This window comes from Duganella violaceipulchra (genome assembly GCF_019166075.1).
GTDB lineage: Bacteria > Pseudomonadota > Gammaproteobacteria > Burkholderiales > Burkholderiaceae_D > Rugamonas > Rugamonas violaceipulchra.
In genome coordinates this window covers 190,639-211,240 of the sequence record NZ_JAHTGR010000011.1, presented here as the reverse complement: position 1 = coordinate 211,240, position 20,602 = coordinate 190,639, and the positions used below count along the sequence as shown (strand labels likewise).

General features: G+C 59.5%; 22 protein-coding genes and 1 pseudogene. 6 read left to right on the top strand and 17 right to left on the bottom strand.

Features of this window, described 5'->3' with window-relative positions; genetic code table 11:
* Window positions 1-12 precede the first annotated feature (12 nt).
* The 4 genes from KVP70_RS21145 to KVP70_RS21130 form a co-directional block, all read right to left on the bottom strand.
* A complete protein-coding gene (locus KVP70_RS21145) occupies window positions 13-342 on the bottom strand; it encodes a DUF3471 domain-containing protein (RefSeq protein WP_217944138.1) in 330 nt (109 codons plus the stop codon).
* A gap of 128 nt (window positions 343-470) precedes the next feature.
* Window positions 471-713: an NAD(P)H-dependent oxidoreductase gene (locus tag KVP70_RS21140; protein WP_217944137.1), complete on the bottom strand. Its 243-nt coding sequence runs from the start codon at window positions 711-713 to the stop codon at window positions 471-473.
* Between the two features lie 66 nt (window positions 714-779).
* The gene (locus KVP70_RS21135) at window positions 780-2,093 is read right to left on the bottom strand and encodes an ATP-binding cassette domain-containing protein (protein WP_217944136.1); all 1,314 of its coding nucleotides are present in this window, start codon (window positions 2,091-2,093) and stop codon (window positions 780-782) included.
* A gap of 15 nt (window positions 2,094-2,108) precedes the next feature.
* Window positions 2,109-3,062 carry a reverse transcriptase domain-containing protein gene (locus KVP70_RS21130; protein ID WP_217944135.1) on the bottom strand — a complete coding sequence of 318 codons (954 nt, stop codon included), beginning with the start codon at window positions 3,060-3,062 and terminating at the stop codon, window positions 2,109-2,111.
* A 60-nt stretch (window positions 3,063-3,122) separates the two neighbouring features.
* Between KVP70_RS21130 and KVP70_RS21125 the strand changes: the two genes are divergently transcribed.
* Complete coding sequence (locus KVP70_RS21125; RefSeq protein ID WP_217944134.1) at window positions 3,123-3,320, top strand: hypothetical protein; 198 nt, start codon at window positions 3,123-3,125, stop codon at window positions 3,318-3,320.
* 61 nt (window positions 3,321-3,381) lie between these two features.
* A pseudogene (locus KVP70_RS21120) lies at window positions 3,382-3,663 on the top strand (helix-turn-helix domain-containing protein); the annotation flags it as partial.
* Here the strand turns inward: KVP70_RS21120 and KVP70_RS21115 are convergent.
* The 5 genes from KVP70_RS21115 to KVP70_RS21095 all read right to left on the bottom strand — a co-directional run bounded on the left by KVP70_RS21115 (window position 3,607) and on the right by KVP70_RS21095 (window position 6,749).
* Window positions 3,607-3,888, bottom strand: a complete 282-nt coding sequence (locus KVP70_RS21115) for a hypothetical protein (protein WP_217944132.1) — start codon at window positions 3,886-3,888, stop codon at window positions 3,607-3,609. The pseudogene KVP70_RS21120 and the gene KVP70_RS21115 overlap by 57 nt on opposite strands.
* A 15-nt stretch (window positions 3,889-3,903) precedes the next feature.
* Window positions 3,904-4,332: a GNAT family N-acetyltransferase gene (locus KVP70_RS21110; RefSeq protein ID WP_217944130.1), complete on the bottom strand. Its 429-nt coding sequence runs from the start codon at window positions 4,330-4,332 to the stop codon at window positions 3,904-3,906.
* A gap of 7 nt (window positions 4,333-4,339) precedes the next feature.
* Entirely contained in the window at window positions 4,340-4,789 is a 450-nt protein-coding gene (locus tag KVP70_RS21105; protein WP_217944129.1) for a nuclear transport factor 2 family protein, read from the bottom strand.
* Window positions 4,790-4,798: 9 nt separating this feature from the next.
* A complete protein-coding gene (locus KVP70_RS21100; RefSeq protein ID WP_229224976.1) occupies window positions 4,799-6,160 on the bottom strand; it encodes a serine hydrolase in 1,362 nt (453 codons plus the stop codon).
* A gap of 112 nt (window positions 6,161-6,272) precedes the next feature.
* Window positions 6,273-6,749 carry a low molecular weight protein-tyrosine-phosphatase gene (locus KVP70_RS21095; protein ID WP_332844085.1) on the bottom strand — a complete coding sequence of 159 codons (477 nt, stop codon included), beginning with the start codon at window positions 6,747-6,749 and terminating at the stop codon, window positions 6,273-6,275.
* Window positions 6,750-6,800: 51 nt separating this feature from the next.
* On the opposite strand from KVP70_RS21095, the gene KVP70_RS21090 reads away from it, so the two are divergent.
* The 3 genes from KVP70_RS21090 to KVP70_RS21080 all read left to right on the top strand — a co-directional run bounded on the left by KVP70_RS21090 (window position 6,801) and on the right by KVP70_RS21080 (window position 9,163).
* Window positions 6,801-7,769 (top strand): AraC family transcriptional regulator, encoded by a 969-nt coding sequence (locus KVP70_RS21090; protein ID WP_217944127.1) that lies wholly within the window; start codon window positions 6,801-6,803, stop codon window positions 7,767-7,769.
* A 10-nt stretch (window positions 7,770-7,779) separates the two neighbouring features.
* Window positions 7,780-8,670, top strand: coding sequence for an alpha/beta hydrolase family protein (locus KVP70_RS21085; RefSeq protein ID WP_217944126.1), 891 nt, complete (start codon window positions 7,780-7,782; stop codon window positions 8,668-8,670).
* A gap of 124 nt (window positions 8,671-8,794) precedes the next feature.
* On the top strand, window positions 8,795-9,163 hold the full coding sequence (locus KVP70_RS21080) for a DUF4870 family protein (RefSeq protein ID WP_217944125.1): 369 nt from the start codon (window positions 8,795-8,797) through the stop codon (window positions 9,161-9,163).
* Between the two features lie 8 nt (window positions 9,164-9,171).
* On the opposite strand, the gene hisC is transcribed toward KVP70_RS21080, so the two are convergent.
* The 7 genes from hisC to rimO all read right to left on the bottom strand — a co-directional run bounded on the left by hisC (window position 9,172) and on the right by rimO (window position 16,974).
* Window positions 9,172-10,236 (bottom strand): histidinol-phosphate transaminase, encoded by a 1,065-nt coding sequence (gene hisC / locus KVP70_RS21075; protein ID WP_217944123.1) that lies wholly within the window; start codon window positions 10,234-10,236, stop codon window positions 9,172-9,174.
* Window positions 10,233-11,402: a cystathionine beta-lyase gene (locus tag KVP70_RS21070; RefSeq protein ID WP_217944121.1), complete on the bottom strand. Its 1,170-nt coding sequence runs from the start codon at window positions 11,400-11,402 to the stop codon at window positions 10,233-10,235. Before KVP70_RS21070 ends, hisC begins: the two co-directional genes overlap by 4 nt.
* A gap of 40 nt (window positions 11,403-11,442) precedes the next feature.
* Window positions 11,443-12,381: an alpha/beta hydrolase gene (locus tag KVP70_RS21065; protein WP_217944120.1), complete on the bottom strand. Its 939-nt coding sequence runs from the start codon at window positions 12,379-12,381 to the stop codon at window positions 11,443-11,445.
* Window positions 12,374-13,702, bottom strand: coding sequence for an aKG-HExxH-type peptide beta-hydroxylase (locus KVP70_RS21060; protein ID WP_217944119.1), 1,329 nt, complete (start codon window positions 13,700-13,702; stop codon window positions 12,374-12,376). The genes KVP70_RS21065 and KVP70_RS21060 overlap by 8 nt, the downstream gene beginning before the upstream one ends.
* An 11-nt stretch (window positions 13,703-13,713) precedes the next feature.
* The gene (locus KVP70_RS21055; protein WP_217944118.1) at window positions 13,714-14,886 is read right to left on the bottom strand and encodes a radical SAM protein; all 1,173 of its coding nucleotides are present in this window, start codon (window positions 14,884-14,886) and stop codon (window positions 13,714-13,716) included.
* 79 nt (window positions 14,887-14,965) lie between these two features.
* A complete protein-coding gene (locus KVP70_RS21050) occupies window positions 14,966-15,307 on the bottom strand; it encodes a hypothetical protein (protein WP_217944117.1) in 342 nt (113 codons plus the stop codon).
* Window positions 15,308-15,582: 275 nt separating this feature from the next.
* Complete coding sequence (rimO, locus tag KVP70_RS21045) at window positions 15,583-16,974, bottom strand: 30S ribosomal protein S12 methylthiotransferase RimO (RefSeq protein ID WP_116990945.1); 1,392 nt, start codon at window positions 16,972-16,974, stop codon at window positions 15,583-15,585.
* Between the two features lie 140 nt (window positions 16,975-17,114).
* Between rimO and KVP70_RS21040 the strand changes: the two genes are divergently transcribed.
* Window positions 17,115-18,125, top strand: a complete 1,011-nt coding sequence (locus KVP70_RS21040) for a LacI family DNA-binding transcriptional regulator (protein ID WP_217944116.1) — start codon at window positions 17,115-17,117, stop codon at window positions 18,123-18,125.
* 30 nt (window positions 18,126-18,155) lie between these two features.
* Here KVP70_RS21040 and KVP70_RS21035 read toward each other — a convergent pair whose 3' ends face one another.
* Window positions 18,156-20,576 carry a TonB-dependent receptor gene (locus KVP70_RS21035; RefSeq protein WP_217944115.1) on the bottom strand — a complete coding sequence of 807 codons (2,421 nt, stop codon included), beginning with the start codon at window positions 20,574-20,576 and terminating at the stop codon, window positions 18,156-18,158.
* Between the last annotated feature and the right edge of the window lie 26 nt (window positions 20,577-20,602).

Genomic DNA, 20,602 nt, shown 5'->3' with positions numbered 1-20,602 from the left:
GCAGGCGCCGGCTCAATCCTGCCGGCGTGCCACCTGTTCCGGCCCCAGCAGGCGAACGCCGGCGACGTTGCCGTTGTCGCGCTGGTCGAACTCGACGCGCAGCCCGCCCCAGCGGGTGATGAATACGCTCTTGCCGGCCGGCTCCAGTTCGACCTCCGGACCGTTATTCATCTGCACAAACAGTTTCTTGCGGTGCTGGGTGACCGTCAAGGTGCGGCCGTCCGCCAGATCGTACTGCCCCTTAAATTCTTGCAAGTCAGTCTGCTGCAACGGCTTCTCGGCCGCGCCCGCGACGCCGGGAATGCAGCAGCCCAGCAGCAATGCCCACACAAAAGTACGCATGATATGTCCAATCCAAGTAGATATCGCCATCGCTCACAATGTGGATGGCAATAGCCACACTCTAGACAAAAAACAAGCTTTTGCACGGAGCATCGGACGGACGGTAGCTGCCGCCGGACGAACGGTTGTTATGCGGGGATGAATGGGCGGGCAACGGCGGCCAGGTGGGCGCGCAAACGGGCGATGTCGCCATCCACATCGGCCTGCTTCATGACGTCGTGAGATGAGAAGGCAGGAAGCACTTCGGCGCCGCAGAACTTGTAGTTGGCGCTATTCGAGACCAGCACGTCATCCACAGACTTGCCTGCGAACAGCGACTGGCGCCGATCGTCGAATGCTTCCTTGGGCGCGTTCCAGGTCAGGAATATCATGCAGCTTGCCGCCGCGGCCGTACTGCTTGCTGCCGTCGTCGCGGCGGCGGCCATCGTTGGTCAACACTAGTTCCTAGACAGGAAATCCTTGAGGTGTGCCGCAAATTCGACGACCTGAGCTTCATTCTTTGAACACAAATAATCAAAAATTTTCAATTCCGATAATACTTTCATTGAAATAAACTTCGCAAATAATTTCTTAGGATCATTGGTTGCATAATTTCCCAACAGCCTCAACTTCCCATCCATATAATCGCTATAAATTTCCTTCTCCACACTTTCGAATGGAATAAATAAAATACGATCGCCTTGAGCATATTTTTCTTCACGTTGATCACCATCCAAAACCGAAATGACGTGATCTTTCTTCGAGAAAAACTCTTCGCGCTCGTTCCGTCTCATCAAGTCAACAACACTTCCAGCCGCACCGATATAAATAATCTTATACTCGTAAAAAACATCGCCACAAAACTGGTTTATTACATATTCCAAAAATCGCATTAGAACTTTATCTTCTGTCAGTACATAACGATCCCAGCCTCGAAAACCAAATAACGTACTTTTAATATAAGCATATGACTCGGGCAACACTTCAATTCCATCAACACCTTCTCGCATATGATAAAGTTCGCCATCAAGTAAAGTCTGCATCATCGCCAACGAGTGCGTCGTAAACACAACATTTACCTCGTACTTTGTGCAAAATTCACGTAACTTTTCAATTAAATGCACTTGAGCAGCAGCATCCAGTGAAATATCAATTTCATCTATCGCAATAAGTTTACAACGGAGTTGAATCTTCCGATAGAGGTTAATTAGGAAAAACTCACCAGAACTTAAGTAATCTTCCCGAATATAACGATTATCTGGCAATATAATACAGTAATGCGGAATTCCTTTTACCCGAACTTCCACCAATTCATCAAACTTGTTTGAGCTATAAATCTCATTCAAAAATTCGATTAATTCCACAGGGCGTGAGTAGTCTTGCAACACAACCGCTTGCCTAATTTTCGAGTCCGCATCGCTAATGCTTTGATAAAAATTAAATCGCTGCCCAAAAGGCATTGGAAGCTCGACATCGACAATACCACGTAGCGTGTCTGAGATGGATCCCTTTGAGTTCAGGCTACCAAGTGCGGCATCATACATAAAATTAATTTGTGTATCGCCAAGTTCATATTCAATTGCACTAGCTTCCGAAAAAATGCGGTCTGACGAAGTCTTCAAAAACGTGTCGGCAGATCGAAGATTTTGAATTGCCTTCATTAAGGTCGTCTTTCCAACACCATTTCGGCCGACAATTCCCATAAGTTGATTTCTCTCCAGATCAACTGAAAACTCCAGCAACTTAATATGCTGAACATTTCGAATTTTCACGCTTAGTTTCATAGGTTATTTTTTTGGCGTATAGTGAAGAAACATATCAACCACGGTCATACCATATTTTTTCCTCAATTTGTTGAGGTAATCTTTATCAACAGTATTGACATAACTAAGATAGCCGGATATTTTTTCCATTCCACCTTTTAAATCCGATTCGACCAAATTGAAAAATTTAGTACGATTCTTAACGTAAAAATGAAGTAGAACCTCAATATTATCCTTAAATTTCTTATCGACTGATACTTTCCCATTTGGAAGAATTACCATTCCAAGTAGCTTTATCTTGCTACCAGCATGAGTGAATTTCGTTTTTGAAATATTCAATGAAATTAATCCACCAAATAGGTCTAACATTGTCCTCTGGAGAAATTCAAAAATACCAATTAATTTACTCTTTTCCAACGAGGAAAAAATCAAATCGTCAGAGTAACGAGTGTAAATTATCCCATTCTCACTGCAATATTTTTGCACCAAATTATCAAAACCAAATAAACACACATTACTTATCAATGGAGATGTCGAAAAACCAACCGGCAGAAACCCATCAACCATTACCAACTCAACGATTCTTTCAATACAGGTATCAAAATCAGATACTGGCGTACAATTTTTATTTTGCAAAAATGTATCTCTAACCAAATCCACACCTATGCTTGGGAAAAATTTAGAAATATCAGTCTGAAAAAAATGTTTACTGAAAGCATGTTTCGAAACGGCATCGTAAACATTAACACCTTTTCGATATGAAAAAACCACTTCCGCATTAACAGGAAATTTTTCCAAAACGAAAAGATTAATGAAGCTGTGATAGGTTTTTAACTTTTTATTTGGCCGATAGATGGTGCGTTCGCCAACAGTGAACATATCAAAGTCACTGCAGATATCACCTTGAAGAAAATCTTGAAAATCGTACTTACCATGATACATGGCTTCAAACAAGATTTTTAGGGGCTTTGCGTTCATAGTAGTAGTTCGATGGGGATGTACGACTATAACTCAAATTCACGTCAATCGAAGATGGCTATGGCAAAAGCCAAAAAAATTAAAGAAGCAGCTCACTCAAATGAACGGGAATTTACGCCACAACAATTGGGAAGTTTTAGGAGGGAAAGTGATAGGGAGAAAAATTTACAATATGTGCGTGCCCCAACTTGGGACACGCACAATCGTAACTTAATCATACCCGATAGAGGTCAGGCTCAAGACTGGAGATGCTCCTAGTCGCTGACATGCCGCTATTCTACTCTAGCCTGCCATAAAAGCAATCGACTCGATTCGAACGCATATGAGTCCATCCAACTTCCGCCAGCACTTTCGCGTGTTGGCGGGCATGAGCTCCTTGCAGTACCTGAAGCAACTGCGGCTGCAGGATGCGCGCCAATTGATGCTGAATGAAAACATCGATGCCGTCAGCGCGGCGGTCCGCGTGGGCAATGAGAGCGCGTCGCAGTTCAGCCGCGAATACACCCGCCTGTTCGGCGCCCCGCCACAGCGGGACATGCGGCGCCTACTCGAAGGAAGTCCCGTCGACCCGCACGATCTTGATGCCACGGCGCGTCGATGAATAAATGACCTTGCCGATTCTTTCGTAGAATGGCGTCCCTCCATCCGGCTCGTCGTCGCGTACGCTCTCCAGCTCGATGCGCTCGATCTTGTGCTCAGCCAGGAACACCAGCAGCTCGTCGGCGGTTTGCATGCGCGCACCCAGGACTTCGATCACCTGCGGCCCCACAACTACCAGCGTCGCTTGCGCCGGCGAGGCGGAGCCAGCAATGTCATTTATTGTCACATCGTCCATATCAAGTCAGCCTTCCAGCTTTTTGGTCAGCGCATAGCGCGCTCCGCCCGGCGGGAAATCGGCAAGGCGGCTGAATACTGTGTAGCCCAGCTTTTCATAGAACGGCAAGGCCTGGAAGCTGAGCGTCTCGACGAAAGCACTGTGTACGCCGCGCCGCACGCCCTCGCGCTCCGCGATCGCCATCAACTCGCTGCCGTAGCCCTGCCCGCGCACACTGTCGTCCAGCCACACCACCTGGATCTGCAGCCATCCGAGATAGGTGGCGCCAAGCAGGCCGCCAACCAGCCTGCCGCCGTCGTCCTTGACGGTGGCAACCAGGTAGCTCGGGGTTTCTCCGTTGGCCTGCGCGGCGTTGTAGGCGGTCAGTCCTTTGACCAGCGCCTGCATGTCGCCGCCATCGGGCGACTCTTCCAGTTTGACGATATGTGCGTTCATGTCCTGATCATCGAGGTTGGGTGGGACGGATGCCGGTGTACTGCGCGGAAGCGAGCTTCCACTTGCCGCCCTCGTTCACGGCGACGTAGCCGGCGCGCAGCGCGAAGTTGCGCTTCTCCGCATTCACGGTCACGCTGCCGGACAGCTTGACGACCACGGTGCCGGTGTTGCCGAACACCTGGACCGCCGGCTCGGACACCTCCATGGTCGGCGCCTCACGCTTGTTGGCCGGCAGGTAGAAGCCCAACACCTTCTCGCGCGGATCCACCTCGCCGAGCGGCGACACCTCATAAAAGTCGCGGGTGACGATGGCGTCGATCTTCGATGGTTCGAAATCGCGCTGCGCCTCGGTATAGCTTTGCACCAGTTTGAGCAGCTGCTGCGGCGCGCTTTCCTGCGCATGCAGCTGCGCCGCGGCGAGCGCGATCGTCGCCAGCAAAACAGATTTGAATTTCATACGGTCTCCTTATTGGCCGGCGGCCGGGCTGTCATCGGCAGGCGCCGCTTCGTCCACGCGCGGCATACGCATATCGTGACCGCCTTGCAGCAGCGTGACCGCGACCACCTTGCCGGCCGCGTCGCGGTGCAGCGCCAGCTGCGCATCGACCTTGCGCAGGAATAGCTTGTCCGCCGACTCGGCGTAGATCGGCAGCGACGCCTGGCCTTGCAACTGGGTCGTCATGCCGCCGTTACTGGTGCGCAGCCACAGGCGGCGGCCGTCCGGCATGGTGTAGGTGCCGGCGATGGCTGCCATCTGCTCAGCCGGCAAGGCGATATCCTTGCGCTCCGTCGGCAACACATAGGTGGCGCCCCGTGCGGTGGCGGTCAACCCGGCGGTCAACGAATCGAGCTGGCTGCCTTCGACATTACTGAGCACGATCACGCTGATCTTGTCGGCCATGCGGTAATGCACCTCGGTGGCGAAACCTTCGATGCCGCCGCCGTGGCCCACCTCCTTGCCGCCGTCCTTCTGCTGTATGCCCAGCCCGAATCCATAGCCGGAGTGGTAAGGGGTTGTCATCGCCGCCAGCGACGCCGGCGACAGCAGCTTGCCTTCATACAGGCCGCGCTGCCAGCGCAGCAGGTCGCCGGTGGTCGAGTACAGCGCGCCGGCGGCGTGCGGGATGCTCATGTTGATAAAGCCGGCGTTGGTCATGCCGTTCTTGCCGCGCGCATAACCGGCGGCGCGGTTCGGCAGCACGTTGGCGTTCCAGTCGTAGCCGCTGTCCTTCATGCCGAGCGGCTCAAAAATATTCTGGCGCACGAAGGCGTCGTAGGTCTGGCCGCTGACCTTTTCAATCAGTGCGCCCAACAGCACGTAGCCGGTATTGCTGTAGTTGAAGCGGGAGCCGGATTCAAACTCCAGCGGCTTGTCGCGCACCAGCGCCACGGATTCCTCCGGTTTCTTGGTGAACGGCTCGATCGCCTGGTATTCCTTGGTCGACGTGAAATTGGCGATGCCCGAAGTGTGGTTCAACAGCTGGAAAATCGTCACCTTGCTCCACGCGGCAGGCAGGCCGCTGAGGTATTTGCTGACCGGATCGGAGACGGCGAGCTTGCCGCGCTCCTGCAACAGCAGCACGCTGGCCGCCGTGAACTGTTTGGTCACGGAGCCGAGGCGGAACTTGGTGCTCGGCGAATTGGGGATATTCCATTCCAGGTTGGCGGAGCCGTAACCCTTGTCCAGCAAGACCTGGTCCCCTTTGGCCACCAGCACCGCGCCGGAAAAATGATCCTGGACGACGGCCTTATCGACCAGCGTTTCAAGACGTTTCAGATCCTGCGCCTGCACGGCGCCGCCCAGCAGCACGGCCGTAGCCAAGCCCATGGACAGCATCCAATTGCGATGTTGTGACATATTTTATCTCCCGATGCGGATCGCTCTCAATTGGCGATCAACCGGCGTATGCTGCCATCAACTTATCTTTTTCGCAATCGCTTTATTTCTCGCTCAATGCGGCGATCAGGCCATCGGAGGCGTCTTCGATATAGTCCAGCACCATGTCGAAACCGCGGCCGCCGCCGTAGTATGGATCGGGCACCACGTCGGATGCGCTGCGGCGCGCATGCGCCATGAACAGGCCCAGTTTGTGGCGGTGCTGCGGCGGACACGCCGCCTCCAGCAGGCGCAGATTGTCGTGGTCCATCGCCAGCACATGATCGAAGGTTTCGAAATCGCTGGCCGTCACCTTGCGCGATCGCTGCGCCGACAAATCGTAGCCGCGGTTGGCGGCATGCTCCATCGAGCGCCCATCAGGCGGTTCGCCGACGTGGTAGCCGTGGGTGCCGGCGGAGTCGATGAGGAAGCGGTCCGCCAGGCCGGCCGCCTCGACGCGATGGCGGAACACGCCCTCCGCCGTCGGCGAGCGGCAGATATTGCCCATGCAGACAAACAGCACCGAAGTTTTCTCAGCCACTCCCGCTCCTTATATAATCAACAGTGTTGTATTTTATCGGTTTTAGTACAAATGAGCCTCCCCAACGACCAGTCCCCGCGCGCCGAATATGCGCGGCGCATGAACCGCGTGCTGAACTACATCGACGCCCATCTGGATCAGCCGTTGGAACTGGCCCAACTGGCCGACGTCGCTAACTTCTCGCGCTTCCACTTTCACCGCATCTTCCAGTCGTGGATGGGTGAAACCCTGGGCGACTACGCGCGCCGCCGGCGGCTGGAAAAAGCCGCGTTCCGCCTGAGCTGCACACCGCCCGAACCGGTGCTGGAAACGGCGCTGGCCACCGGCTTCGGCTCGGGCGAGGCGTTCGCGCGCGCCTTCAAGCTCAGGTTCGGCTGCACGCCGACCGAGTGGCGGCGCGACACCCAGGATCGGCTGGCCTCGCAAGCGCTGGGCGGCAACCGCCGCGCGCAGAGCAATCTGGATCAGGTGTTGAGCAATTACGATCAGACGCCGCAAACCGCCATCGGCGACGATGACATCTCCAACCACGAATCAGGAGATTTCAACATGGACGTTAAAGTGATTGATTTGCCCGCCGCGCGGGTCGCCTATCATCGCCACTTCGGCCCTTACGGCCCCGGCATCGGCGCCTTCTGGCGCGGCACGGTGGCGCCATGGATACAATCGCACGGCCTGGACCAGCAAGTATGCTACGGCGTCAGCTACGACGACCCGAGCATCACGCCGCCCGACAAGTGCCGCTACGATGCCTGCATCACCGTGCCGGAAAGCTTCACCGCCACCGGCTCGGCCGACATCGCCACCCTGCCCGGCGGCCGTTACGCCGTCGCCCATTTCGAAGGACAGCCCGCCGAGATCAGCGACGCCTGGACCTGGATGACGCGCAACTGGCTGCCTTCCAGCGGCTTGCAGTGCGACGACCGTCCTTGCTTCGAAATGTTCCAGCCCGACCAGGCGATGGACCCGAAGAGCTGTGCGATGACGTTTGACATCTGCATTCCCGTTCGACCGCTGTAAGGAGCAAAACATGGTTCAGGTATGTGGTTGTCGCCTGGTCGACATCGAAGACGCGGTGCAGGGTGCGGTGGTGCCGCTGGCGCTGCTCTATCCCGCCGCCGGCGTCGAAGCGGCCGAACACTTCGGGCCCTATACCGTGAATGTCGCCAGGGATGCGCCGCCGGCCGCCGGCGCGCATCCGCTGGTGCTGATCTCGCACGGCAATGCCGGCACCCCGTGGGCCTACCGGCAAATGGCCAGGCACCTGGTGCAGGCCGGCTTTGTGGTGGCGCTGCCCGCGCATACCGGCAATACGCGCCACGACAACAGCCTGGCCGGCACCGCCGCCAACCTGGCCAACCGGCCGCGCCACATCACGCTCGCCATCGACGCGGCGCTGGCCGATCCCGTCCTCAAACACCACATCGCCGATGATGGCGTCGCCGTGATCGGCCATTCGATCGGCGGCTATACGGCGCTGGCGGTGGCCGGCGGCCAGCCCTGGTCCGGCCCGCGCGAAAGCAGGGACGGCCAGCCGCAGCCGGTGTCGGTGCAAGCCGACGCGCGCGTGCGGGCGCTGGTGCTGCTCAATCCCGCTACGTTCTGGTTCATCGACGGTTCGCTGCGGACGGTGCGCTTGCCGATACTGATGCGCACCGGCGAACAGGACGACATCACACCGGCCGAACATGCACGGAAAATCATCGATGGCGTAGCCGATCCGGCGCTGGTCGAGCACCGCGAGATAGCAGGCGCCGGACACTTCGCCTTCATGAGCAAGTTCCCGCCGGAGATGACGCGGCCGAACTTCAAGCCGTCGCAAGACCCGCCAGGCTTCGACCGCGATGCCGTCCAGCCGGAGCTGTTTGCCGACATCACGGAATTTTTGCGGCGGACGCTGGCCGTCGCCGGCGAAATGTGATATTTTTCGCAATATCCACTACACGAGAGAGCGCGCCACACGCAGCAAGAAAGGCAGGCGCTGTGCGCCGCGAAAGCTGCCCTGTGGCTATACTGGCAACCATTATTCAAGCAAAGGACTGATCATGTCGCAAGAACTGGTTCTGGACGGCCGCCTCGAATCGGCCAAGACTACCGCATGGTGGCTCTATATCGTGCACGCGGTGAGCTTCCTGTTTTCACTCGGCCTGTTTTCCGTCATTCCGCTGGCGCTCAACTACCTGCAACGCCCTACCACCGAGGGCACGTTCGTCTACAGCCATCACAGCTGGATGATCCGCTCGTTCTGGTGGTACGTGGCGTTGGTCGTCGTTGGGGCGCTGCTGTTTGTCACGATCATCGGCATTCCGCTGGCCTACCTGGTCTGGCTGGGCGCCTGGCTGTGGAAGGCCTATCGCCTGATCGTCGGCATCCAACGCCTCAACCGTAACGAGCCAGCCGCTATCAGCAGCTAGCTCGCACGTCACGCCGACGGCAGTATCGCTTTCAGCGCATCGACCAGCTTCGCGCACTCCTCGTCCGTGCCGATGGAGATGCGCAGGAACTGCTCGATACGCGCCTGCTTGAAGTGCCGCACCAGGATCGCCCGTTCGCGCAAGCACGCGGCCAACTGCGCCGCGTCGTGGCCAGGATGACAGGTGAAGATGAAATTGGCCGCCGACGGCAGCACCTCGAAGCCCAGCGCCCGCATCTGCGCGGCCAGCCACGCGCGCGTGGCGATGATAGCTTGCGAGGTTTGCTCCATGTGGGCCAGATCGTCAAGCGCCGCCACGGCGCCGGCCTGCGCCACCTGCCCCAGGGGGTAGCAGTTAAAACTGTTCTTCACGCGCTCCAGGCCCGCGATCAAGTCGGGATGGCCGACGGCATAACCAACCCGCAGCCCGGCCAGCGAACGCGATTTGGACAGTGTCTGGATCACCAGCAGATTGTCGTGGCGGCCCAGCAGCGCAATGGCGCTTTGTCCGCCGAAGTCGACGTAGGCTTCGTCGACCACCACCACCTGGTCGGGATGATCCGCCAGCAGCGCCTCGATCCGCTCCAGTGGCAGCGCGATGCCGGTCGGCGCGTTCGGATTGGCGATGATGATGGCGCCGCACGGCTGCCGATAATCCGCGACGTCGATCTCAAAGCGCTCGTTCAGCGGCACCTGCACCGCCTTAATGCCGTACAAGCTGCAATAGGTCGGATAAAAACTGTAGCTGATGTCCGGGCAAAGCAGCGGCAGCTCATGCTTGAGCAAGGCGTGGAAGGTATGCGCCAGGACCTCGTCCGAGCTGTTGCCGATGAAGACCTGCTCACGCGCCAGGCCGAAGCGGCGCGCCACGGCGTCCTTCACGACGGCGTTGCCGGGATCGGAATACTTGCGCAGCTGGGCGCCGACGGCCGCCTGCATCGCCGCTATCGCCTTGGGCGACGGGCCGTAGGGGTTCTCGTTGGTGTTGAGCTTCACCAGGCCAGGCATCTGCACCTGTTCGCCCGGCGTGTACGGCGTCAGGCCGTGGACCACATCACTCCAGAAGCGGCTCATTGCAGCGCTCCCAGTGCGCGCTCGATATCCGCGATCAAATCGTTGACGTCCTCCAGGCCCACGTTGAAGCGCACCAGGATGCCCTTGTCATGCCAGTCCTTGCGCATGTGCTGGATACGGTATGGCATCACCAGGCTGTTCGCGCCGCCCCAGCTGTAGCCGATCTTGAAGAACTTGAGCGCGTCGATGAAGCGGTCGGTCTGCTCCTCGGTATAGCGCTCGTCGAACAGAACCGAGAACAAGCCGCCGGCGCCGCTGAAGTCGCGCTTCCAGATCTCGTGGCCGGGGCAATCGGTGAAGGCCGGATGCAGTACCTTGGTGATTTCCGGGCGAGCCTGCAGCCATGCGGCCAGCTTGCGCGCCGCCGCGTCGTGCGCGTCGAAGCGCAGACGCATGGTCGGCAGGCCGCGCGAGACCAGGTAGGCGTCATCCGCGCCGACGCCCATGCCGAGCCGCATATGCGAGAGACTGAGCTTTTCGTGTAATGCCGGATCGCGCGTGATGACGGCGCCCATCAGCACATCCGAACCGCCGGACTGGTACTTGGTCAGCGCCTGCATGATGATGTCGACGCCCAGCTCGAAGCCGCGCAGCGCCAGGCCGGCCGACCAGGTGTTGTCCAACGCGACCACCACACCGCGCTCGTGCGCCGCCTTGCAGATGGCCGGAAGGTCCGGCACCTCCATCGACACCGAACCCGGCGCCTCGGTCCAGATCAGCTTTGTGTTCGGCTGGATCAGCGCGGCGATGCCCTCGCCGATCAGCGGATCGTAGTAGCGCGCGGTGATGCCGTAATCGGCCGACAGCCAGCGCCCCAGCTCGCGGTTGGGGTTGTAGACGTTATCGGGCAACAGCAGGTCGTCGCCGGATTTGAGCAGCGCGAAGTCGACCATCGCGATGGCCGCCAGGCCGCTCGGCGCAAGCAGGCAGTACTTGCCGTCCTCGATCTCGGCCAGGCGCGCCTCCAGCGTGAAGGTGGTCGGCGTGCCGTGCAGGCCGTAGGTATAGGCGTTCTTCTCTTTCCAGTCGCCCGAACGCATGGCCGCCACGTTCTTGAACAGCACCGTCGAGGCATGGTGGATGGCGCCGGGGAAAGCGGCAAAGCCCTCCGGCGCCTGGTAGTCGGTATGTACGAGTGCGGTCTGCGGGGATTTTTTGATGGTCATGCTGAAATTATAAAATTTTGTGCGAACTCGCAGCTTACACCTATTCCAGAAACCATTTCACGGTAGAGTCGAACGCGCCTAGCATCGCTTCCGGCCCATTCTTGCCGGGCGTGGCCAGATTATGTCCAGCCGAGTCATGAAAATCGCTCACCACATCCCGTCCTCGCCGGAGCAGTTCGGCAAATAGCAGCTTTGCCGCGCTGGCGGGAACGACCGTGTCGCTCAGGCCATGCACGATCCGCACCTTCGCCGATGAGCGCAATGACTCGTCCAGTACCGAAGTCGCCAGGAAAGAAGACCAGCGGCGATAGGGATGGCCCCATGCGAATCGCGTGGGGCTGTCCGGTTTGCTGTGGATGGCATGTAGTTGATGACGGATGAGCGCACAGCGGTCTGCGTCCGGTGCCGCGCAAGCGCACTCGCCATCGCGCTCGTTCTCCAGCAGGTCGAACAACTGCGTCGGTCCACTGCTGCCGAACAAGGCAAGGTGGGTTACCGCATCGAACTGCGCGGCGATCTTCGCGGCGACAATGCCTCCCTCGGAATGTCCCACCACCAGCATCCTGGAGAGACTCACATGATCGAGCCGGCGCGCGGCCACTACCGCGGCAAGGATCGCTTGCGACCACCGCTCGAGCGTGTGTTCGCGGAGAAACCGCGGTCGGCAACCGATCGCCGTGCCGCCTTGCCCACCCGGATCGAGGTAGACCACACCAGGTTTCTCGACCACCAACACACGCACTGCGCCCCGGCTGGAATCCAGCAGCAGGTTGTGATATCCGCCCAAGATCCCGCCATCAGCGTGCCGCCTAAAAACCGAGTGGCAACCCGAACCCTGGATGTAGAGCGCGAGCGGCCTGGAGTCCCCCGCGGTGGTTTCCTTTGAAACAAAAAAGGAAATCCGCCGGCCTAGACTATCGCTGGTATGGTAGCGTTCAAACCGCTCCGGCAGCAATCGCGCCAATGCCTGATTAATCATCCACGCAGTGACTGAGCATCGCCGGCGCGTAGCGGCGATCCAGCGATGAAGTCCACGCGTCCATCCACTGCAGGAACTCCTGGCCTGCGGCGGTGAGTCGTGCATGGGACTTCAAACAGGAGGCGGCAAACCGCAAGCCCTGAAGCCGCCTTTGCAGCACCGGCGCCAAGGCATGCGCCCCGCAGGCCACGCGCCTGAGCTCGGATTCAGCGACGTGCATGAAAACAAACAGCCCCTCCATTACCCCTGGCAAGGGTCGTTTGTCCGCTCGCCAGGGTACATGCACCCTGATCGACTCATCCAGCGGGTCTTCCAGCAGCGGGTCGATCGCCTGGATTTGCCTGAGCTTTACGTGTGCAAACTCATGCAGCAGCATTTCGATCGTCTCATCGACTTGGGCATTGCCGACGTAGATCGCCCCCTGACGTGAACTGACGGTGAAAGCGCAATTCCGCGGTTCGCTCGCACCGGGTAGACTAAGCCGTGTTGCAACCGGGGTGCGAATAGGCACGATCACCTGCACGAACTGGCGCAGATCGGCGTACGCCTCCGGCCAATGGGCATGAAGGCGTTGCAGGGCGAGTGCAAGCGTGTCAAGCGGGGGCGCCGTCGGGTAAAGCTCGTCGTCCACCTGGTAAAAGTCGATGCCGTCGTTGCGCTGGTTAGTGCCGCTCAGCTTAGCCCTGAGCCACTCGTCACGACTACCTACCTGAATTTGTCCATGTGCCAGCGTGTCGTATAGCGTCAGATCGTAACCGTTCGCCTCGATGGTCGGTAACGGGGTTTCGATGTCGGCCGAGGCAAGGTCGGCATGGGGCAGGCGTCGCTCCATGCCGTCTTCGGTGCGCAGCAAGATTTCGCCTTGGCAGGGAATGACCTGCACGGCTCGTTTCACATACGCGCTCCCCAGCTCAATGTGGCGGCCGCGCGAAGGACAACGCACGCCTCCACGGTCATCCGTGACGAGTTGCACCGGCGATGGCGCGCAACCCGCCAAAACCGCCTCGGCCCAGATCAGATCACGAAGATGGGAGCTAAACTCCGCGTTCGCTTTGTCCGGACCTGTGCGTACACTCCTGCGCATGCCTTGGAGCCAATATCGGAATGTCGGGTGCAGCATGACCGCACGGCGGCGCTCGGGCGCAAGGCCTTCCAGCACGGCGTGCCAGGCCATGGCGTCACAGTCCGCTGTTGCCGCCGCGTGCATCAGTATGGATTCGCGGCTCATCGCCGCCAGCCGCTCGACCACCGCATCCTGGATACGCGAGGAAAAGGCTGGCTCCGGCTCCGGCCCCAGCAAACAGAAATTACCAACCAACATAGCCATTCTCCCTATGCCAAAACCGCCTCACGCATCTGCGGCGGCAGCGAGTCGAGCACACGGCCGCGGATGTGCCGTATGAGCATTTGCAGGTCGTCGCAATAGATCGACGGATTATCAAAGCCGCGCTCCCTGCTGTACCGGTGCGGCATATACCCGCCGCCGCAAACCTCGTTGAGCTCACATGCCTGGCAGCTGGCGCACAGTCCCGGCGTTCCGCGCTGGAGTGTCTCGACCAGGGCGATTCCGTAAAGGTCGTCGAACTCCGCAGTATGAACATTCAATCCGAGTTTGGTCACGCCTTCCTCGCAGCATTTAAAGGCATCGGTTGGTTCGATGCCGCCATCGGTCTCCACCACGACGACACCAACCGGTTTGCCGCCTATGTTGTCGGTACTCACTGGATAGCCGAACAGCATGCGCAGGATGTTCTCGAAGTAGCGGACGCTGCGGTCAGGTCGGTTCTGGTCGAACCAGAGGTCGAAGAACGCCCGCAGCCATTCGCCGTAGCTCATGCGAGAGCGCCGGGGTGGGTGCAGATGGTTGGCGTGAGGAAGGCTGAGATCGAAGCCCGGCACGTCCAGGAATTGCCAGAACTCGAACAACATCTTTGGAGGAATGTCCGGATTCACGACCGACATGACGCAGGAAAATATTTCGCTGCCCCGCGGGTGCATCTGGAGCGTGCGGATGGCGGAGATCACATTGTCGAACGACCCGCGTCCCTTGTGGTCCACCCTGTACATATCGTGATAAACCTTCGGCCCGTCGACGCTGATGCCGATGCGAACCTGCAGCTCTGCGAGCAAGTCTATCCACTCGTCGTCGATCAGCGTGCCATTCGACTGAATGCTGAACGACGCCAGGATTTCCCCAAGCGACGTGCGGACCAGCCCGACCCACTCGGCGAGCCGCGCCCTTCCCATCATCAACGGCTCGCCTCCATGCAGGATGATGTGCACCCAAGGCACGCCATGCCGACGTGCATGCGAGGCTATCCTGAGACACATGGCTCTGGTCGTATCTGGCAGCATCACCCCCGGTTGATCGCGATAGCTGCGGTCCGCCAGGTTGTACATATAGCAGTATTCACAGTTGAGATTGCAGCGGCTGACAACCTTAACAACGTATGTGGTAAATGGAACGGATTTTTCTTCCTGAGGAAGTTGTGTGCTGGCGGTCATGGTATTTTTCCACATAAAAGGGAGAAAGCGAGCTCGATGCGACGCCGGCCATGTCTCCCTTGTTGGAGGGGGCGGCGCTTCATTCCACGCGACCGATGACCTTGCCGATGATGGGATTGTTAATATTTTCAACGATGTCCATCGGCCGCCCGCCGAAGGCGGCACCCGACCCGAACGTGGAAAAGGTCGAGAAAGTCGAAAACGTTCCAAAGTCTTCCAAGACGCTGCCCTTGCCGTTCCCACGTAGCAAGCCTGCCGCCGCCAGCATGGCCGCCTTGACCGCTTCGCTCCGCACAGCGGTCAACTGCTCCTCGGTCAAGTGCAGTCCAGCGAGATCGAGCTTGAACTGGTTACTTTTCGGAACGGCGAGTTGAATTGCACGTGGTTCAACTTGCGAAAACGCTTTGAGTGCGCGTGGCATAAAACCTCCTTGAAGTAGTGGCACTGTGCGAAAACGCTGTGCGCCATTACCGGATTATCAAACCGATCAAGGGCGGCGTAACGACCCAGCTCAATGCGCACCGCCGAACTAAATAGCACGAAGGTGGTCCCCGACCGCTGCCATCGCGCTGCGCGACCGGCATTGCGAGGCGTCCCCATCTCGCCGAGCTCGCCACCGGCGTATCCGTGACGCTTCCGCAAAAAAAAGCAGACGACGTTTCCGCGGTCTGCTTTTCATGCCGTTGACAACTGGCTTTATTGCGCCTCGCCCCACAGGTCGTGGGCGTCGGAGGTGGTGATCTTGACGTCGAAGAACTGGCCGACGGCCAGCTTCTTGTGCGGCTCGTATGGCGGCTTGACGTACACCACGCCGTCAATTTCCGGCGCGTCGGCGCTGGAGCGGCCTACGCCGCCGCTGCGGTTGACTTCATCGATCAGCACGCGCACGGTGGTGCCGACCTTGGCCTTCAGGCGCGCTTTCGAGATCTCTTCCTGCAGCAGCATCACGCGGCCGCGGCGCTCTTCGCGCACTTCTTCCGGCACCGGATTGGCCAGTTCGTTGGCGGTGGCGCCTTCGACCGGCGAGTAGGCAAAGCAACCCAGGCGGTCGATCTGTGCTTCCTTCAGGAAGTCCAGCAGGTATTCGAATTCGGCCTCGGTCTCGCCAGGGAAGCCGGCGATGAAGGTCGAACGGATGGTCAGGTTCGGGTTCATCGCGCGCCATGCCAGGATGCGGTCCAGGTTCTTCTCGCCGCTGGCAGGACGCTTCATGCGCTTCAGCACATCGGGATGCGCGTGCTGCATCGGGATGTCCAGGTAAGGCAGGATATGCTCGCCCATCATCGGGATCACCTGGTCGACGTGCGGGTATGGATACACATAGTGCATGCGCACCCAGGCGCCGTAGGACTTGGCCAGCTCACCCAGCGCTTCCATCAGCTGCGTCATGTGGGTCTTGATCGGGCGGCCGTTCCAGAAACCGGTGCGGAACTTGACGTCGACGCCGTAGGCGGAGGTGTCCTGCGAAATCACCAGCAGTTCCTTGACGCCGGACTTGAACAGGTTCTCCGCTTCCAGCATCAGCTCACCGATAGGACGCGAGACCAGGTCGCCGCGCATCGAAGGGATGATGCAGAACGAGCAGCGGTGATTGCAGCCTTCGGAAATCTTCAGGTAGGCGTAGTGCTTCGGCGTCAGCTTGATGCCCTGCGCCGGGATCAGGTCCAGGAAAGGCTCGTGCGGCTTGGGCAGGTGCAGGTGGACCGAGTCCATCACTTCGGCCAGCGCGTGCGGGCCGGTCACGGCCAGCACCTTCGGGTGCACCTTCATGATGATGTCGTCGCCGGCCGCGTCTTTTTTCGCGCCCAGGCAACCGGTCACGATCACGCGGCCGTTTTCGGCCAGCGCTTCGCCGATGGCGTCGAGCGACTCCTGCACGGCGGCGTCGATGAAGCCGCAGGTGTTGACGATGACCAGATCGGCGCCGTCGTAGGACTTGGCAGTCTCGTAGCCTTCGGCACGCAGCTGGGTCAGGATCTGTTCGGAGTCGACCAGCGCTTTAGGGCAGCCGAGCGAGACGAAGCCGACTTTAGGCGCAGGTGCGCCGGTTGCGGGCTTGGGGAGACGATTGAGTGGTTGCGATTGCATGATAGGTTGCTTTATACGCCATGAAAATTACGAGCAATCGAACATTATACCCCATTCCCCATAGGGAGATCATGATAGGATAGAGGCTAACCCAGTGGCCCGCATCGGCGCGGCTTCCATCCCCCAGTTCAGGAGAATTCGTGGCAACGCTGAAAGATGTCGCAGTGCTCGCCGGTGTAGGCATGTCGACAGCATCGCGCGCCATTTCTGGCGCCGGTCCGGTATCGGCCGAGGCGATGAAGAAGGTCCAGGCCGCGATCGAACAACTCAATTTCCGCCCCTCGTCCATCGGCCGCTCGCTGTCGGCGCAGTCGCTGGGGATGATCGGCATCTTCACGCCCTCCTTCTTCGGCGCCTACTATGGCACCATCCTCAAACAGACCGACGTCGAGCTACGCGCCATGCGCCGGCATGTGGTCGTCGCCACCGGCTGCGGCGACAACTCGCCGCGCGACGAGGCGGTCGAAGCGGTCAAGTTCCTGATCGGCCGCGATTGCGACGGCATCGTGGTGCTGGGTCATGACCTGTATGACGAGGACCTGATCTCGCTGCAAAAAATGCATCCGAAGATGGCCTTCCTGAACCGCCGCAGCCCGCAGTTGCCAGATGCCTCGTTCTGCCCCGACCATTTCCACGGCGGCGAACTGGCGGCGCAGACCTTGCTGCAAGCGGGGCACCGCGAACTGGCGGTGATCTCGGGGCCGGCCTCCACGTCGGACAACAAGGAGCGCCTGGACGGCTTCTTCGCCGAGCTGCAACGCGGCGGCATCGAACGTTCGGCGGTACGGCTGATCGAGTCGGACTTCTCGCGCGAGGGCGGCTTCAGCGCCACGCAGCAGTTGATCAACGAGGGCCTCAAGTTCACGGGGCTGTTCTGCGCCAATGATGAAATGGCGGTTGGCTCCCTGTCCTGCTTCCATCGCGCCGGCATCAACGTGCCGGAAAAGGTCTCCGTGATCGGTTATGACGATGACTACTCGGCAGAGTACTCGTCGCCGGGCCTGACGTCGGTGCATATCCCGATGCAGCAGTTGACGCAGAACGCCGTGCGCTGGCTGCTCAACCTGTGCTACGGCACCCAGCATGAAATCGTCCGCGAATTCCCCGTCACGGTGACGATGCGCGGCTCGGTCGCTCCGCGCAAATCGTAAAAAAGGCCGGCATCTCCGCCGGCCTTCCTTTTAGAACTTCATCGACACACGACCGCCAAAAGTGCGCGGGTTGTTGTAGTACGCCGCCCAGATCTGCTGCGTCGGCTGGCATGGCGCGCCAACCTGTGTGCAGACTTCGATGGCGTCATACTTCACGGCCTTGTCGGTCGCGTTGTTGACGAACAGCTCCGCCGTGTAAGCCTTGTTCAACGGCTCGTAGCGCACGCTCAGGTCCAGCGTGGTGTAGGCCTTCTGCTGCTTCACACCCGGATGGCCCGGCACATCGGTATTGAACGCGCCCGAACCGACAAACGATTCCGCCTCGTAGTGCGCCGAGGCGCGCGGCGTGATGCGGCCCTTGCCGGTATCGAAGTCACGCTCGTACATCAGCGTCGCCGCAAACGTCGGCGCGTGCTTCAACACGGCGCCGCCGACATTGACGGTCGGCGCGGTAGTGCCGCAAGCCTGGTTGTTGGCGCGCGCCGCATCCACGTCGCAGGACAGGAAATCATCATAACGCGCCTTCAGCCACGTGGCGTTGCCGCTGAAGCGATCTGCGCTGGTCGGACGATAGCTCCATTCCGCTTCAACACCCTTCACCGAGGCGCCGGCCGCGTTGAAGTTTTGCAGCGTGTTATTTACCACCTGCGATTCCAGCTTGTCCTTGTACTTCATCCAGAACGCGTCCAGGTTCAGCGACAGCTTGCGGTCGAACAGATCCGACTTGAAGCCCACTTCATAGCTGGTCAGCTTCTCCGGCTTGGTGGTGGCGCCGCCGTCGCCGATGGCCGGCGAGTGGAAGCCGGTGGTCACCGAGGCGAAGGTCAGGATGTCCTTGGTGGGCTTGTACTCGACGCGGCCCAGCCACGTGGACTGGCCGTATTTCAGGTCGGCCGTGTTGTCGCCGTAGGTATTGCCGCAGGTCTGCTGGTTCACCACCCCACCGGGGCCGATGTTGTGGGTGTTGATGGTACCGACGCCCGGCGTGACCAGCTGCGCGATCTGGTTCGGCGTCAGGTTGACGGTGCCGCGCGGCGCGTTGTCCGGCCAGTTCGGGCAGGCCCAGTTCTGGCCACCGATGTCGAATTTGTGGTCCTTGGTGTAGCGCGCGCCGCCGGTGACCTTCCACAGCGGATCGATGTCGTAGCTGGCCTGCGCGAACACGGCTTTCGAATGCAGCTCGCGGTCGCCCTGGATGAAGGACATCGCCGACGCATACTGGCCGACGGTCGGCTGCACGAAGATCACGCTGCCGCTGGCGATATCCTGGTCCAGCATCGCCTGCGAGATCTGGCTGCGGTCGATGTCGAAGCGGATCTTGTTTTTCTCGCGGAAGAAGAACAGGCCGCCCACCCATTGCAGCGGCGAATCCGAATCGGAGCGCAGCTGGATCTCGTTGGAGACGCTGTCGAACTGGCTCCACTCGGTGCGGTTCTCGGCCTTGAAGCCGGGGTAGAAACCGGCGTCGGCATCGCTGCCGTTGGTGCGCTTCAAACGGCTCCACGCGCCCAGGTACTGCGTAGCCAGGCCGTCCATTGGACGCCATTCAACCTTGGCCTTGGCGCTGATGATGGACTGGTCCAGCGTGCCCGGCGTGTCGATCAGCGCCGAACGCAGGTCCTGGCCAGCTTTCGGTTCGGCCGACAGGTAGATGTTGCCGGCGCCGGTGTCGCTGTAGTAATCGCCGATGAAGGTGGCCTTCAGGTCTGGCGAGAACTTCCACAGAAGCGAGGCGCGCGCGCCCTGCTGGTCGCCGGCGCCGTATTTTTTGGTGCCCGGCTGGACGTTCGATCCTTTGAGGAAGTCGACGTAGCCGTCGTGCTGGTCCTTGATGGCTGCGATGCGCAACGCGATGTCCTCGCTGAGCGGGATGTTCATCATGGCCTGGGCCTGGATATGATGGTAGTCGCCCAGCGTGATGCTGGCGGAGCCGAAAGTCTTGGCGGTGCTGGGCGCGCCGGACACCAGGTTGACCGCGCCGGCGGTCGAGTTACGGCCGTTCAGCGTACCTTGGGGGCCGCGCGCGACCTCGACGTGGTTCAGGTCATACATCAGCGCCGTCGCGCCTTGAGGGCGCGGCACATAAATGCCATCGACATAGAACGCCACGGCAGGATCGCCCAACTCAGTATGGTTGGCCGAGCCGACGCCGCGCATGTAGACGTGCACGCCGCCCGAATCGCTGTGCGGTTCCACCACCAGGCTAGGCACCATGGCGGTCATCGTCGCCAGGTCCTTGACCTGGTTGTTGACCAGCGTGTCCTGCGTGTAGGCGGTGATCGCCAGCGGCGTGTCCTGCACCAGCGTGTCGCGGCGGGTGGCGGTGACGATGATCTTTTCCACTTCGCCGCCCGCTTGCGCCACCGGCGCGGCCTGCTGCGCCAGGGCGCCGCCGGCAAATGCGAACTGCGCGATCTGCGCGATACTCAAGGCTAAAATCGTTTTCTTCATTTTGTCTATCCTCGCTTCTTCCATCA

What these genes read in the sequence shown, in the direction of transcription:
- KVP70_RS21145 (WP_217944138.1), bottom strand. Translation starts at nt 342, where the DNA reads ATGCGTACTTTTGTGTGGGCATTGCTGCTGGGCTGCTGCATTCCCGGC.
- KVP70_RS21140 (WP_217944137.1), bottom strand. Translation starts at nt 713, where the DNA reads ATGATATTCCTGACCTGGAACGCGCCCAAGGAAGCATTCGACGATCGG.
- KVP70_RS21130 (WP_217944135.1), bottom strand. Translation starts at nt 3,062, where the DNA reads ATGAACGCAAAGCCCCTAAAAATCTTGTTTGAAGCCATGTATCATGGT.
- KVP70_RS21125 (WP_217944134.1), top strand. Translation starts at nt 3,123, where the DNA reads ATGGCAAAAGCCAAAAAAATTAAAGAAGCAGCTCACTCAAATGAACGG.
- KVP70_RS21110 (WP_217944130.1), bottom strand. Translation starts at nt 4,332, where the DNA reads ATGAACGCACATATCGTCAAACTGGAAGAGTCGCCCGATGGCGGCGAC.
- KVP70_RS21105 (WP_217944129.1), bottom strand. Translation starts at nt 4,789, where the DNA reads ATGAAATTCAAATCTGTTTTGCTGGCGACGATCGCGCTCGCCGCGGCG.
- KVP70_RS21100 (WP_229224976.1), bottom strand. Translation starts at nt 6,160, where the DNA reads ATGGGCTTGGCTACGGCCGTGCTGCTGGGCGGCGCCGTGCAGGCGCAG.
- KVP70_RS21090 (WP_217944127.1), top strand. Translation starts at nt 6,801, where the DNA reads ATGAGCCTCCCCAACGACCAGTCCCCGCGCGCCGAATATGCGCGGCGC.
- KVP70_RS21085 (WP_217944126.1), top strand. Translation starts at nt 7,780, where the DNA reads ATGGTTCAGGTATGTGGTTGTCGCCTGGTCGACATCGAAGACGCGGTG.
- KVP70_RS21080 (WP_217944125.1), top strand. Translation starts at nt 8,795, where the DNA reads ATGTCGCAAGAACTGGTTCTGGACGGCCGCCTCGAATCGGCCAAGACT.
- hisC (WP_217944123.1), bottom strand. Translation starts at nt 10,236, where the DNA reads ATGAGCCGCTTCTGGAGTGATGTGGTCCACGGCCTGACGCCGTACACG.
- KVP70_RS21070 (WP_217944121.1), bottom strand. Translation starts at nt 11,402, where the DNA reads ATGACCATCAAAAAATCCCCGCAGACCGCACTCGTACATACCGACTAC.
- KVP70_RS21065 (WP_217944120.1), bottom strand. Translation starts at nt 12,381, where the DNA reads ATGATTAATCAGGCATTGGCGCGATTGCTGCCGGAGCGGTTTGAACGC.
- KVP70_RS21060 (WP_217944119.1), bottom strand. Translation starts at nt 13,702, where the DNA reads ATGTTGGTTGGTAATTTCTGTTTGCTGGGGCCGGAGCCGGAGCCAGCC.
- KVP70_RS21055 (WP_217944118.1), bottom strand. Translation starts at nt 14,886, where the DNA reads ATGACCGCCAGCACACAACTTCCTCAGGAAGAAAAATCCGTTCCATTT.
- KVP70_RS21050 (WP_217944117.1), bottom strand. Translation starts at nt 15,307, where the DNA reads ATGCCACGCGCACTCAAAGCGTTTTCGCAAGTTGAACCACGTGCAATT.
- rimO (WP_116990945.1), bottom strand. Translation starts at nt 16,974, where the DNA reads ATGCAATCGCAACCACTCAATCGTCTCCCCAAGCCCGCAACCGGCGCA.
- KVP70_RS21035 (WP_217944115.1), bottom strand. Translation starts at nt 20,576, where the DNA reads ATGAAGAAAACGATTTTAGCCTTGAGTATCGCGCAGATCGCGCAGTTC.